This window comes from Bifidobacterium animalis subsp. animalis ATCC 25527 (assembly GCF_000260715.1).
In the GTDB taxonomy this organism is placed as follows: domain Bacteria; phylum Actinomycetota; class Actinomycetes; order Actinomycetales; family Bifidobacteriaceae; genus Bifidobacterium; species Bifidobacterium animalis.
In genome coordinates, this window is the sequence record NC_017834.1 from 1015828 (window position 1) to 1031666 (window position 15839).

5 protein-coding genes are annotated in these 15839 nt (G+C 56.4%); all 5 read left to right on the forward strand.

Going from position 1 to position 15839, the window contains the following annotated elements; translation table 11 throughout:
• Nucleotides 1-11: 11 nt before the first annotated feature.
• From brxC to BANAN_RS04400, 5 genes are read left to right on the forward strand one after another with little or no spacing between them, the layout of a single operon-like run.
• Complete coding sequence (gene brxC / locus BANAN_RS04380) at nucleotides 12-3650, forward strand: BREX system P-loop protein BrxC (RefSeq protein ID WP_014697718.1); 3639 nt, start codon at nucleotides 12-14, stop codon at nucleotides 3648-3650.
• Nucleotides 3647-7267 (forward strand): BREX-1 system adenine-specific DNA-methyltransferase PglX, encoded by a 3621-nt coding sequence (gene pglX / locus BANAN_RS04385; RefSeq protein ID WP_014697719.1) that lies wholly within the window; start codon nucleotides 3647-3649, stop codon nucleotides 7265-7267. The genes brxC and pglX overlap by 4 nt, the downstream gene beginning before the upstream one ends.
• 56 nt (nucleotides 7268-7323) lie before the next feature.
• Nucleotides 7324-9966 (forward strand): BREX-1 system phosphatase PglZ type A, encoded by a 2643-nt coding sequence (pglZ, locus tag BANAN_RS04390; protein ID WP_014697720.1) that lies wholly within the window; start codon nucleotides 7324-7326, stop codon nucleotides 9964-9966.
• A 25-nt stretch (nucleotides 9967-9991) separates the two neighbouring features.
• On the forward strand, nucleotides 9992-12160 hold the full coding sequence (brxL, locus tag BANAN_RS04395) for a BREX system Lon protease-like protein BrxL (protein WP_014697721.1): 2169 nt from the start codon (nucleotides 9992-9994) through the stop codon (nucleotides 12158-12160).
• Nucleotides 12161-12173: 13 nt separating this feature from the next.
• Nucleotides 12174-15821: an SIR2 family protein gene (locus BANAN_RS04400; protein WP_080571635.1), complete on the forward strand. Its 3648-nt coding sequence runs from the start codon at nucleotides 12174-12176 to the stop codon at nucleotides 15819-15821.
• The last annotated feature ends 18 nt before the right edge of the window (nucleotides 15822-15839 follow it).

Sequence of the window (15839 nt, forward strand, 5' to 3'; positions counted from 1 at the left end):
AGGGAATCTCCATGGACGACACGATCGCACTCAAAGGCATCTTCGCGAAGGACATCGACCGGCGCATCAACGGCGTGATCAAGGCGCACGACGACAGGGTCCTCGGTCAGGAGATCGACGAATACGTGCTGACGAACGAGATCCAGCGTAACCTCGAGAAGTTCCTGGACGCCTACGACGACCCCGACAACCACGTGGACAACGGCGCATGGATCTCGGGCTTCTTCGGCTCGGGCAAATCGCACCTGCTCAAGATGCTCTCCTTCATCCTCGGCACCGTGCCGCACGCCCTCATCGACAAGAACGGCGTCCCGTCGATCCCTTCACGCGAGCGCATCGTGCGCACGATGATGGACAAGGCGCACGATCAGGACAACCTCGAGCTCGAGGGCCTGCTCGACCGTTCGCTGCGCATCCCCGCCACGTCGATGCTGTTCAACATCGACCAGAAGGCGGACAAAAGCAAGCAGGCGCCGCTGCTGTTCACGTTCATCGACGTCTTCAACGCCGCATGCGGCTACAGCGGAGGCAACCGCAGTGTGGCGCGCTTCGAACGCGACCTCGACGCCAACGGCAAGTACAAGGCGTTCAAGCAGGCGTTCGAGGCCCGTGCCGGCAAGTCGTGGCAGGAGGGGCGCGACGAGGCCATCCTGTGGGATCCGGAGATCGGGCAGGCCTATGCGGACGTGACGGGCGGCGAACCGCAGGCCGACATCATCGGACGGTACGAGAACGGCTTCTCGGCGAGTGTCGACTCGTTCACTAACGACGTCGTCGACTGGCTCGACCGCCAGTCCCCCGACCACCGCGTCCTGTTCATGGTCGACGAGGTCGGCCAGTTCATCGGCGACGACACGCACCGCATGCTCGATCTGCAGTCGATTGCCGAGGACCTGAACGCGAAGACGAACGGGCGCGCATGGATCGTCGTCACCTCCCAGGAGAACCTCGACACGATCATCTCCAACCAGAGCCATCGACAGGGCAACGACTTCTCGAAGATCCAGGGCCGTTTCTCGATCAAGCTCAAGCTCGACAGCGCCGACACGATGGAGGTGATCCAGAAGCGCCTGCTCGCCAAGAAACCCGAATACGTCCCCGAACTCGAGGACCTGTGGGAGCTCAAGCACGACGACATGCGCACACTGTTCGAGTTCAACGCCGACACGCACGTCCAGGACAACAAGGCCGGGACGGAACCGGACTTCGTCGCCTCCTATCCGTTCCTCAACTACGAGTTCGGTCTGCTGCAGTCCGCGTTCCATGCGATGAGCGACTTCGGCATGTTCAGCGGCAGGCACTCCTCGGTCGGCGAACGTTCGATGCTGTCCGCATGGAGCGCGACGTTGCAGGCCACGGCCGACGAACGCCTCGGCTATCTCGTCCCCTTCGACCGCCTCTTCGACGGCATCAAGGACATCCTGCAAAGCACGCAGACGCATCGCATCACCGAAGCCGACCAACGCCTCGACCCGGATGTGCACGACCTCGGCGTGCGCCTGCTCAAGGTGCTGCTCATGGTCAAGCACGTCAGGGACTTCAAGGCGACGCCCCACAACCTGCGCATCCTGCTGACTGACGGCTTCGACGTGGACATCACCGACCTTGAACGACGCATCCGCGACACGCTCACCGTGCTGGAGAACCACACGTACGTGCAGCGCATCGACAATGTCTACACCTACCTGACCAACGAGGAACAGGACATCGAGCAGGAAATCAAGAACACCGACATCGACGACGGCGCCGTGACGAAATACCTCAGGGAGACCTTCGTCGACACGGTCAAGACGCTCAGGATCGTCTACGGCAAGCAGCAGACGCCGTTCAGTTACACGCTCAGCATCGACGGCATCGCCCAAGGACGCGCCGAACCGATCGGACTGGACCTGCGGACGCACGCTGACGATGTCTCCGACCTCATGCTTCAGACAAGCGGCGACAGGAGCACGATCTCGCTGCTGCTCGACCAGAGCGACGCTAACCTGTTCAACGACATCCGCATGATCGTCAAGACCGACACGTTCCTCAAACGCAACCTCGACGCCACGGACAGGACCTCAACGCGTCAAACCATCATCATGGCGAAACAGGCGCGGAAGGAAGCGCAGGAGCACGCCGTACGCGACCGCGTGCGGCAGGCGATCGCGAAGGGCTCGTTCTACTACGACGGCGCCGCGGCGGACGTGCCCGGATCCGACGCGGCGACCAGGATCACGACGGCGATGAGCGACGTGATCAGGAACCACTACTCCAACTATGCGATGCTCGGCGATCTCGTCTACCATGACAACGAGATCGACGCCTACCGTGCAGCCGGGGCGGACGAGGAAGGCCGCAAACTCGTCGGTATCGACAGCCAGATCCAACGCATCGCGCCGATTACCGGCGACATCGTAGACACGCTCACACTTAAAACCAATCAAAGGACGACGGTGAGCGTCAAGGACCTCATCGGCATCTATCATGAGGCGCCCTACGGATGGCCAGACGACATCATGCTGTGCATGCTCGCCTACCTGTACGGGGCGCACCGCGTCGAACTGGGCATCGACGCGCATCCGATCACGAACACGCAGCTCGTAGCATTGCTGCGCAACGCAAGGAAACGCGAATCGATCATCGTCACGCTCCCGAAGCGGGTTGACCCTACACACGTCAAGCGGCTGGAGGAGTTCGCGAGCACCTTCCTCGACGGCCTGCGCCGCGGGCCGGGCGTCGACGCGCAGCAGTTCGCCCAGCAGGTGTTCGAGGGCATCGAGAACCGACTGGACGAGATCAGGGATCTGCGGACGTCCCACCGCGAGGACAAGGCGATCGTCGACCAGCTCGACGGCCCCGTCACCATGCTGTACTACGTCGTGCGCCAGCAGTCTCCCTGGCTGCTGGAGGGGTTCACTGACGCGGACAGCGACTACGGATACGAGGCGGTGCTCGAGGCGGACGAGGACGTCATTCGCCCGATCCTCGAGTTCTTCAGCGGCAAGCAGTTCCGCATGTTCAGGGACAGCCGGCGATGGCTGCAGGACAACCATCCGAACATCACCGTATGCGCCACCGATGAGACCGGACAGCTGCAAGCGCAGGCGCAGGCGCTGCTCGACGACCCAGACGTCTACCGCGGCTCCAAAACGCGGCGGCTCAAGGAGCTCGTCGACCGGCTGCGCGCAATCGTCGACGAACAGGTGAATCATGAGCGCACCATGGCGCTGACGAAGCTTGACGCAATCGTCTCTGAATTGAAGGATTCCCCCCAGTACCGCGAGGCCACCGAGGACGCGCAGCATATGGCTGAACGCAGACTGGAGGGCGAACGCACATGGTTCGAAAACGCATCCGATATCAGCGCCATGCATGTACGCGTCGAACAGGTGTCCGTGAAGCTGCGTCCGAGCCTGTACAACGAACTGGCCGCGCATCCTCGAACGCCAGCAGTGCAAGAGCCGGCACATGCCGAGACGACGCCCGCGCCGGACCATGCACCGGCCGTAATCAAACCGACACGGCGTCATGTCATCACGATGGACTCCGTCTCCAAGCCGTCGGGGTTCAGCTCGCTGAGGACGAAGGATGATGTCGACGAGTACCTCGACGAGTACCGCCGGCATCTGATCGAGGCCATTGAGAACGGAAACGAGATCCTGCTATGAACACGAACCAGCTTCAACAATTCGCCGCCAACGCGCGCATCGCGTTAATGAGCGCGATTGAACCTCGGGTCCGGGAGGCGCTTGACCCCAATTCGGCGTTGCATGCCGACAATACCGCGGCATGCAAACACCTTGCCCACAACGCCCCATCCAGCAATGACCGCCATGCGATTGATGCGTATGTGGAGGAACTCACCGAACGGTATGCGTACCGGTGGTTCAACCGCATCATCGCATTTCGCTACATGGATGTACACGGCTACACGGTGACGCCGGTCGTCTCCTCGGCCGACCCGACGAACGTCAACGGCCTGCCCGAGATCCTCGCTGCCGCACGCCGCGGCGAATACGACGAACGCGTCTTCGGCCCCGCGATCCGCACGAACGAGGCAATCAGGCGGCGAGTCGAGGCGATCCTCGACGGCGACATCACGACCGCCGACCCGCAAGGCGCCGCCTACGGCCTGCTGATGGCCGCCGCCTGCAACTACTGGCACTCCTCGCTGCCGTTCCTGTTCGACGAGCCGAACACCATCGAAGGCGCGATAGACGTCGTCCTGATGCCGCAGAACCTGCTGGCCGACGGCTCGCCACTGCGCGAGGCGATCGGCGTGATGACGCCCAAGGCCTGCGGTGTAGACGAATTAAGCGGCAACGTCGAAATCATCGGCTGGCTCTACCAGTTCTACATCGCGCCACGCAAAGACGATGTGATGGCCGGCTTCAAAAAAGGCAAGAAAGCCGGCGCGGAGGAGATCCCCGCCGCAACACAATTGTTCACGCCCGAATGGATCGTCCGCTACCTCGTGCAGAACACCGTCGGACGCCTATGGATGGAAAACCACCCCGATTGCGCGCTCGCGGACGGCTGGGAATACTACATCGCCCCTACCAGTGACGACGACACAGCGAAACTCACGGTCAGCTCCCCCGAAGAGCTCACCGTATGCGACCCCGCATGCGGTTCGGGACACATGCTCACGTACGCGTTCGACCTGCTCTACGAGATCTATGAGGACGAAGGGTATGCGCCATCCGACATCCCCGGCCTCATCCTCGACCACAACCTCTTCGGCATGGAAATCGACGAACGCGCCGCACAACTCGCCGCGTTCGCGTTGACGATGAAGGCACGCGGACGCTCACGCCGCTTCTTCCGCAAGCAGATACAGCCACACATCGAACAGATCAAGAAGCTCCAGTTCAGCGAAGAGGAAACCGAAGAACTCAACGAACTGTATGACGTCACGTTGTCATCCGAGACCTGGAACACGTACGCCAACGCGAACGTGTTCGGCTCCCTCATCCAACCCGACACGATGCTTGCCACGGTCTGCGACAACAACGACGAGCCGGAGTCACTGGCATTATATGCAGCGGACCTCATCGAACGCGGCAACCGCGTCCTCGAACAGACCCGCTATCTGAGCCGCACCTACGCCGCGGTCGCCGGCAATCCGCCATACATGGGTGGCAAGAACATGAGCACCCAGCTCAAGAAGTATGTCGAAGAGCACTACCCGAAAGGCAAATCCGACCTGTTCGCCGCATTCATGCTCAGATGCATGCAGCTGGTGCCACAACATGGCATGGTCGGCATGATCACCATGCAGTCATGGATGTTCCTGACATCCTTCGAGGACCTGCGCACCACATTGCTGCATGCCATGCATATCGATACGATGGCGCATCTGGGTGCTGGGGCATTCGACAGCATCGGCGGAGAAGTCGTCTCGACAACAGCCTTCACGATGAGCAAGAGCAACGATGACCATCGCGGCGCCTATATCCGCTTGGTTGACATCAAAGGCGACCACGAACAGTCCGAAGCCTGCCAAGCCACCATCAAGCATGACAAAGCGTTGATGTTTGAGGTGGATCAGCAGGAGTTCGCCCAGATTCCCGGCTCCCCCATCGTCTACTGGCTGCCAGAAGCAGTATTGAACACCTTCAATGAGGGGAAACCACTTTCTGAAATAGCACAACCTCGGCAAGGGCTGGCGACTGCCGACAACAATCGTTTTGTCCGCGAATGGTGGGAGGTCAGCCAAAACAGAATCAGCTTGAACTGCGACAGCCTGCAATCCGCAGCAGCAAGCGGTGCTAAATGGTTCCCCTACAATAAAGGTGGCGACTTCCGCAAATGGTACGGCAATCAAGAGTTCGTCGTCAACTGGGCGAATGATGGGCAGGAGTTAAGGGATTTCAGACCTCGTTCTGTGATTCGAAATCCCTCCTTCTACTTCCAATCAGCCGTGTCTTGGTCAAATGTTTCCTCAGGTATGCCATCATTCCGCTATTATCCGGAAGGGTTCATCTTCAGCCACGTCGGTGACTGCCTTTTTGGTGACAAAGACATATTGCAACAATTGCAATCCCTATGCAACTCAAGCTACATGAAAGCATTACTGTCAGCAATAGCTCCCACACTTCATTTCGAAGTCGGACAGATTGCTACTATACCAGTACACTGTTTGTCTAATGCAGTGAAAGCAAACCTTCATTTACTGATTGAGGCATCTCGGAAAGACTGGGATGGTTTTGAAACAGCTTGGTCATTCCAATCAAATCTCTTAATAGAAAACGACACAACAATATCCTCTCAGATTCAATCACTTGGCTCAGTGTGGACAGAGCTCAGTCGGCAACAATGTGAACATGAGATAGAGAACAACCGTCTTGTAGCAGAAGCTTATGGCATCGAAGACGATGTGCCGATTGACGTGCCTCTCGAACGCGTATCCCTCAAACGCAACAAAGCGTTCGCCTATCCGAAGGCGAGCCCCGAGGAGCGCGATGAGCTCTTCACGCTCGATCTGATCAAAGAACTCATCTCGTATGCGGTCGGCTGCATGTTCGGACGCTATTCGCTCGACGAGCCCGGCCTCATCCTCGCGTCGCAAGGCGAGACGATGGACGATTTCCATGCGAAGGTGCCGGATCCGTCGTTCGAACCCGATGCGGACAATGTGATCCCGATGTGCGAAGGCGACTATTTCGAGGATGACATCGTCGCGCGGTTCCGCAAGTTCATCGCGGTCGCATTCGGCGCCGAGCATCTTGAGGAGAACATCGCATACATCGAACAGGTCTTGGGCAAATCGTTGCGCAAGTATTTCCTCAACGATTTCTACAACGACCATGTGAAGATGTATTCGAATCGCCCGATCTACTGGCAGTATGCGAGCCGCACCGACAACAAAGGCGCGTTCAAGGCGCTCGTGTACCTGCACCGCTACACGCCATCGACGACGAGCACGGTGCTCGCGTATCTGCGCGACTACATCGCGCGCGTCTCCGGGTATGCTGAGATGCTCGAGCGGCCGGAGGAAGCCACGAATACGGGATCAGCAGGAAAAAGAACCAAGGCCAAGACGGCCAAGGACCTGCGCGAGGCGGACAGGCTACGCAAGATCGTCAACGAATGCAAGGCATACGAGGATGACGTGCTCTACCCGTTGGCGACACGCAACATGCCGATCGACCTCGACGACGGCGTGCTCGTCAACTATCTGCGCATGGGCAAGGCGGTGCGCGCGATCCCCGCGATCGAGAAGAAACGCAAGGACGTCGAGACATGGGAATGGCCCGTGCACCCATTGGGCGCAGAACGGTAGCACCTACCGTTCGATCCGTGATTCATCAACTGTAAGAGGACAAGGTCGATACAACAATGAGTGAACTGAATGCCGTCGCGGCGATGCTCGCGAAACGCTACGCCGAACCCGGCGAGCGCGGCCGCATCGTATTCTGGCTCGACGAGAAGGGCGACTATGCCGACGATGTGCAGTCGATGTTCGGCCCCGATTCGTCATTCGAGGCGTTACGGGATATCGAGCTCATCATGGCTGCTGACACCCCGTTCGCGAACCGGCACACGATGATGATCAAGCATCCGGACCGCAAGTTCGCCGTCTACATGACCGGTGCACAACCCGCGCCAAGTGACGACTGGCTGCTTGATATGAAGCTCGCCTACGCACCGGTCTTCTCCGCGGACCGGCTTTCGATGACCCTCACCGAGATCACACCCGACGCCCCACAGGAGACGAAGGAGCAGTGGCTCGCCATCATGCGCAGGACACCACGGTTCTTCGAGTCGAAGACGCGTATCCACAAGCTCGCCGAGCGGCTCAACGCGCAGGATGACACGCGGCGTCTGCAGGCGAAGATGATCGCCGTCCTGCTCGACCTGCCACAAGGGCAGCACAGCCTGCAGGACATCTGGCGGGCACTGCTCACACAGGACACCGAAGATGATGACACCGGCATCCGCAAGATCGAGCGGATGGGCTTGGCGCCCTTCCACTGGGCCGGCACGGAAGCCATCTACCACTACCCCGCCTCCACGCGGAGCGAAGACAACCTCACTGTCAAGGATTTCAAACTCTGGCTGTTCGACCTTGCGTGGCACGGTTTTACCACGAAATCCCACGATGAAAGCTACTATGCAGGCATCCAGCGCGACTTCGTCGGATGGTGCAACAATGTGCAGACCCGTGGCACGATGCGCACTCTCGCGGATTCGGTCATGCAAGACCTCGGTATACCCGCCGAAGTGGATGAGATGGATGTCCATGCGCTCGCACAGCATGGCCTATTCCAGGCGGTCGATCAGCGGCTTATCATGCGTCTGCTCGAAAAACTCGGCAATCAATCCATCACGGACACCGATGTACAGCGTATCGCCAATGACAGGAAGACAATGCTCTGGTATGACCAATTCGAGCATGAATACCAGGCCATCAGCGCGGCGGGCGCTTTCCGCGCGGCGTTGAGCAAGGTCGAGGATCCTATCGAGCTGCAATCCCCACAGCAGGGATTCGAATCCTATGTCTCATACTATTATCGCGTGGATCAGGCCTACCGTCACTTCCGTATGGCGTTTGATCAGGCCCCGGATCTTGATGCAATCGCCATCAGCAATGATCTGGAAGCCGATTATGTGCGGTTCCAGCTCAATCTGGGCGCGGCTTGGCAGCGTCAGCTCAATACGATGAACGCGTGGCGAATCCCCAATGTGGCGGACCAGCAGGATTTCTTCCTCAACAAGGTTGAGAACGGCTTCCTCAAATCAGGCAAGAAAGTGGCTGTCATCATCTCCGATGCGTTGCGGTATGAGGTGGCCGAGGAGTTCACACGTCGCATCGACACAGAAAACCGGTTCACCGCATCAGTGAACGCACAGCTTGGCGTACTGCCGTCCTATACACAACTCGGCATGGCAGCGCTGCTCCCCCATGAAAGAATCACATTCAATACGAAATCCTCCCATGCTTTGGATAATGGTCTTGTTCTGGTCGATGACCATGCCTCCAGTGGCACCGGTAACCGTGACGCCATCCTGCAGACACGCAACGGGCATACCATCCAAGCCAAGGACCTCCTTGCGATGAACACCGGCGAAGCACGTGAACTGGTGAAATCCTGTGATGTGCTGTACATCTACCATGACGAGATCGACAAGGAAGGCGACAAAGGCGACGAAGACAAAGTATTCGGCGCATGTGAAAGCACGATCAATACACTCATCACCATCGCGAGGAAACTGACGAACGCGAACGTCAACAACATCCTCGTCACCGCAGACCATGGGTTCCTGTACCAGCGCAGCGAACTCGATGCGGGCGAATGGCTCAGCGAACAACCGCATGGCGACGCCGTATGGATGAGGAAGCGTCGATTCACGACGGGGGCGCATCTTATACCCAATGACGCGTTTATGACCTTCACAGCGCAACAGGTCGGTCTGGCGAACCCGCCAGAGGAAGGCGTCACAATCCAGCTGCCGAATTCGATCCTGCGTCTACGCCATCAGGGCGACGGCGTGAAATACGTACATGGCGGCGCGTCATTGCAAGAAGTCGTCGTACCGGTCGTCTCCATCAACAAGGGCCGTTCGGCGAGCGGCGATAGGCGCGCAGTAAACTTCACCATCCTGCAGAGCACGAATCTGATCACGACAGGACAGATCACCGTGGACTTCCTGCAGAGCGAACCGGTCGGCGGCAAGGTCCGCGAGCGCATCACCTTCGTCGGACTCTATGGCCGGGATGAGCACGGTGACTGGACGCTAATCTCGAACGAGACGCCCATCACCTTCAATTCCACGTCGAAGGAGGCAGCAAACCGGCATAACCGGGTCACGTTCATGCTCACGCCGGAGGCGGACGCCTTCAACGGGCAGCCGATCATGCTGCTGTGCCATGAGATCGTGGCGGGTTCGAGCGCGCGCAGGCTGTTGGCGCAGAAGGCGCAATTCACACTCAAGCGCGATATCCAATCAGGCGACGCCGATCTGCTGGATTGGGACTGAAAGACAGGACAGGAAGGGATAGCCAATGACCGATACCATGCAACATGAACTGAGCCCGTTGGACAGGAAGATCACCGACGTGTTCCCGCAGCACACCGTGCGCAAGGATCTCGTCGGGGAAATCAAGGGCAATGCGGTCGTGCCCACCTATGTGCTCGAGTTCCTGCTCAGCCAGTTCGCCACGACAACCGATGCGCTCAGCATCGAATCGGGTGTGCGACGTGTGCAGGAGATCCTCGCCCAGCATTATGTGCACCGTGATGAGGCGATGCTGATCCAGTCGAAGATCCGCGAGAAGGGGCATTACCGGGTCATCGACAAGGTGCAGGTGACGCTCAACGAGAAGCTCGACCGGTACGAGGCGAGCTTCTCGCACCTCAACATCCGGCAGGTAGTCGTCGATCCGAACATCGTGCAGAAGAACGAGAAGCTGCTCGTGACCGGCATCTGGTGCATCTGCCGTATCGGCTACGCGTACACGGGCGAGAAGGACGAGGTGCCGTGGCGGCTGGAAAGCCTCAAGCCGGTGCAGATGGCGACCGACGACGTGCATAACTTCATCGAGGGGCGCAAGGCGTTCTCGACGGAGGAATGGATCGATCTGATGCTGCAGTCGATCGGCTTCAACCCTGAGCTGTTCAGCGACCGAGCGAAGCTGCTGCTGCTCATACGCATGGTGCCGTTCGTCGAACGCAACTTCAACGTCGTCGAGCTCGGCCCCAAAGGCACCGGCAAGTCGCATATCTATTCGGAGTTCTCGCCGCACGGCATGCTCATCTCGGGCGGCGAGATATCGGTGGCGAAGCTGTTTGTCAACAATGCCACCGGACGGGTGGGACTCGTCGGGTTCTGGGACACGATCGCGTTCGATGAGTTCGCCGGCAGAAACAAGAAGGCCGGCAAGGAACTCGTCGACATCATGAAGAACTACATGGCGAACAAGACATTCTCTCGCGGCGTCGAACAGATCCCCGGCGAGGCGAGCCTCGTGTTCGTCGGCAACACCGACCATGACGTCCCCACGATGCTGCGGACGTCGGACCTGTTCGAGGCGCTGCCATCGCAATACCACGATCCGGCGTTCCTCGACCGCATCCACGTCTACATCCCCGGCTGGGAGTTCGAGCAGATCCGTTCTGAGATGTTCACCGACGGCTATGGCTTCGTCGTCGACTATCTGGCCGAGGTGCTGCACAACCTGCGCGACCTTGACTACAGCGACCGCTTCAACCCGTACTTCGAACTCTCGTCGTCGCTGTCCACGCGAGACAAGGACGGCATCCGCAAGACCTTCTCCGGACTGATGAAACTCATCTACCCGTCCGGCGCGGCGTCGGCCGAACAGATCGAGCCGCTGCTGCGATTGGCAATCGAGGGACGCAAACGCGTCAAGGACCAGCTGTGCCGCATCGACACGACGATGACGCCGGTCGACTTCGCCTATACGAAGGTTGGATCCGAAACGCCGATCACCGTCAGGACCTTCGAGGAGATCGACTACCCGAAACTGTATCGGCGCCAGCACACCGATGACGCATCCGACGAGGACGACGGCACGATCCCCGAAGGCGCGTTGCCGGACAAGGACGCTGCGCTGACCGAAGACGCGCCGGAACAGCCTTTGACCGCGAAACCCACACCTTCCCCCATCGAACGCATGCAGGCACTCGCAAAACCCGGTGTGAAGGAGCTGGAGGAGAACGAACGCGGTTTCTCCTACGACAAGCTGTTCGGCCCATATGTCGCCGGCGCACAGCAGCTCGAACTGATCGATCCGTACATCCGCCTCTCCTACCAGATGAGGAATCTGGCGGAGTTCATGGAGATGGTGCGCAGAAACTCTAATCCGCGTCAACGCGTCCACGTACATCTGATCACGAAGAAAGACGAGGAGGAGCACAAGGCGAAACGGCAACAGGAAATGCTCGAAGAGCTCAAGCACAACTACGCGCCGATGGGCGTCGACCTGACCTTCGAGTTCAATGACACGATCCACGATCGTCGTCTGTGCACTGACACCGGCTGGAAGATCACGATGGGACGCGGACTCGACATCTTCCAGCAAGGCAACGACGGCGACTGGCTCAACCCGCAGAACCGCATCCAAAAGATGCGCCGCATCAAATCCTGCACGTTCACCTACCTCAGGGATGATGACATATTGACCGATCAGGAGAAGCAGAGCAGAAACTGACGCCGCTGACCCTATGAAACGCCATCATGTCGTGCATCGCAGGTGGGAGGCGGCGCTCAATGATGGCAGTCCATCAATGGGCATGACAATATACAGGAACCATGAATCCACGGGAGCAACGATGTGGGTAACCGAAAATGTTGAATTTCCAGATGAACTCGTCAATGCGGCACTCAACGACGAGCTGGTCCTATTTGTTGGCTCCGGCGTATCACTTGATGCTCCCGCCAATCTACCGTCATACCAAACATTGGTAGAGCAACTGGCAAGTGAGCAGGGTGTAGATCCGCCGGATTCTAAGACGTCGTTGGACGGTTTTCTCGGCAAACTCCATGACAGGGAAAGCGCACATGAGCGAACGCTGCAAATGATGAGTTCCGCCAATGCGGATTGCAACGAAACCCATAAAGCAATCATGCGCATCGCAAAGGCCATGAAAACAAGGCGCATAGTCACCACCAACTACGATGTTCTGTTGGAAAAAGCCGCGGGCTTCCTATCCATGGATATCAATCGTATCTATCGAGGTCCAGCGTTGCCGCTCGGTTCCTCTTTCGACGGCATCGTTCACCTCCATGGCGACATATACAGCAGACCAGACGAAATCATCCTCGACGATCGGGACTATGCCCGAGCGTATTTGCTGGAGTCATGGGCGTCCAGGTTTCTCGTCGAGATGTTCAGACATTACTCTGTTCTCTTCATCGGCTATGGGATATCGGACCCCATCATGCGGTACCTCACCTTGGGCGGCATTTCACAAGATCATCCTCACTTCGCACTCTCCGCAGCAGGCGACAAAAGCAAAGAGGAACACGAAAGCTGGAACGAACGTGGCATCGCCACAATACTGTTTCCGCTATCGCCCGATTCATCATACGAGGAGCTGCCCAAGGCATTGAACTCCTTCGCCGATCAGTTGTGCGACGACTATCTGACGAAGAAAAGCCGCATCGAGAGAATCGTCTGCAACGCACCTGCAACGATCACGCGGGATGACCGTGATTTCCTGGCCAGGGCACTGCACACGACCGAAGGCATACAATGCTTCATAAACAATATGACGCGACGAGATAACGAAAGCATGCAAGAATGGGTGCTCTGGCTATTGGAAGATCCCGCTACATCGCGCCCCTTCACCACATCCCAGGCCTTGACCGATGAGGAACTACTGCTTTGTCGACAAATCACTTATATCCTAGTATCAGAGAAATATGCAGACATATTATGTTCACTGTTGATTCAGATTCAACACAATGTCGGAGAATGGTTCTTCAATGAATGCTCCGAACTTCTCATACACACATGCGAGGACCGGCAAGAATGGGCAGTGAAGCCACTGACAATTTTACTGTCATCTAACCCAAGAAAACAATTAGATCATGTTTATAATATCCATATCGAACCACTTCTATCAATCAATTTTCCCATATATCTTCTATCGCAGTTCATTTTTCCAGTTGCATCATATCGACAGGAGGCAAACGTAGCATACTGCACCGTTTTCTGGTCAGCAGAAATCGACGACCGACACGAAGACAAACCAATAAACAATAACTCGATTTATTTTTCAGAAGATTTTATAAAATTTGCTGAACATTCAATAAAACAATATTCACAATATGAAGCAGTAAATAAAATGTCTGTCGTGTATAGACCTGCGATAGAGCCGCATGATCAGAATCAACGACATGATGAGACTTCCTCGTTCTTCATAGAAGTGCTTCGTGAATATGCCAGATATCACGCGGATGACAATCAGGCAATCGCAGAGCGTTGGTGGAAGAGCGACACGCCTCTCCTTCAGCGCCTAGCCATCTCCGCCATCACGATGTCCGACCGTACTGCAGATGATAAACTCAGTTGGGTTCTAGATAAGGGAATAATCGTTAGCATCAAGAAGCACATGTGGTTATGGCATGAACTCATGCTGCTTCTTCACACCTCCATAGTCGAAGCCTCCCCCGATATACGCGACGCGCTTTTGCAGCAGATTCAAAGTATTGGCATTAATGAAACATACGATGACTCAGATGTTGCCAGCACACAGTACGATATGCTGGATTTCATGCTTAGGACGCTGCCGAAAGAATCTTGGCAGGAAGCTTATGAATTCACAAAACTCCTTGCACACAAATATGGTTATACTCCTACTGCAAACCCTGATTTCCTTGCATCGGATTATCCGACTCAGTGGCAGGTACCACAAGGAATCGTAGATGATGAAGCATTTCTGGCAATGCTACACAATGACCCTTCACATCTTCTTTTGCTTCTTGCCTCACGAGACAACCTTCAGGCGATCACTAACACGTTCTTCTATCAGATCCCGAGATTGGTAGGAGATGATACTCAAACCGGATTCGAGCTTTGGAATCTTGCATTATCAGATCACGACAAAAGCCTGCGTCTTCGGGCAGCTATCCTCAATGGATGGTCATATAAAAAACACTCATCTGCTGATCTACATTCAATCATCGCCTGCCTTACTCAGCTCTCTCAAGGAGCCCAGACCTCTCTCGGTGATACCATCATTCGCCTAATTCGTATACAGATAAAGAATGCCGATGAAGAAATTCCCGAAGATACGCTCGAATGGATGGACTCATTCGCCGCTAAGCAGTTGACCGAACGACATGATTCCTTTGTCGCCCAAGACCGCGCCAATTGGGAGAACGATCCAATCACTCTTTCCCTGAACTACTGGCCGGGCGAGCTGGCATGGTATTGGATTCATAGGATTCAATACAGAAAGGCATGCAGTCCGTCCGATTGGTCGGGCTTCAACGAAGCCGAACGCAATGCATTATCCCAATTCGCACAAGCCGAGGGAGATCTGGCTTTCGCCATGCATCCGCCGTTGCTTTTCAATATGAATCTTCTTCATGAGCTTGACAGCGACTTCACGGAAAAGATTATTCCTCAAATGCTTCAGACAGATGACACCCTCATGGTCTGGAGAGTCATCACGCAGTATCATATACAGCCGAACCTGCGCCTTATGAGGCTCTTCTTCTTTAAGAGTCTGCAGAGTGTGCTCAAAGAGAGACTGGACGGTGAACTCAAATTCATCCAGAATCTCATGCGCATCATACTTCGAGCACTTAATGCCTCAGACCTCACTGAGGCGGAGAAGAAGGAACTCCAGCAAGCTGTAGTCAACGAGCCTAGTCAGAAAGCAAAGGCAGCTCTGATAGATTGCATGGTCGCGCAATTTACGCACGCCGATCAGACCGCTCGTGAATTGGTATGGGACATATGGCTCAGAGACTACATCAATTCTCGTTCCCAGAACATAGGAACACAATGGAGCAATGAAGAGCAGATCCAGTTCTCCAGACTGATTCCGCTGTTGGGAAATCATATCGGCGAAGCGACGCAGTTGCTCGCAAACAAGCTGCCTGATTATTCAGATACGGAAACTTACCGCATCGATCAAATGTTCGATGTTGACGTCCATATCAGCCCAATGAACGAAGACAACATCAAGGCATTGTTGTCTTTCTATTCTCAACTGATACGAACTTCGTCGATTCGCAACAAGATTTCACCTAACACAATCAGCCGCCTACTCGCACATTTGAAAGATACAGCCGCATACAACGAATACAAAACATTAGTCCAGTCGGCGAAGGACTACGATCTGTATGACATCGAATAAGCGATGCGCGCATTGCGC

What these genes read in the sequence shown, in the direction of transcription:
- brxC (WP_014697718.1), top strand. Translation starts at nt 12, where the DNA reads ATGGACGACACGATCGCACTCAAAGGCATCTTCGCGAAGGACATCGAC.
- pglX (WP_014697719.1), top strand. Translation starts at nt 3,647, where the DNA reads ATGAACACGAACCAGCTTCAACAATTCGCCGCCAACGCGCGCATCGCG.
- pglZ (WP_014697720.1), top strand. Translation starts at nt 7,324, where the DNA reads ATGAGTGAACTGAATGCCGTCGCGGCGATGCTCGCGAAACGCTACGCC.
- brxL (WP_014697721.1), top strand. Translation starts at nt 9,992, where the DNA reads ATGACCGATACCATGCAACATGAACTGAGCCCGTTGGACAGGAAGATC.
- BANAN_RS04400 (WP_080571635.1), top strand. Translation starts at nt 12,174, where the DNA reads ATGAAACGCCATCATGTCGTGCATCGCAGGTGGGAGGCGGCGCTCAAT.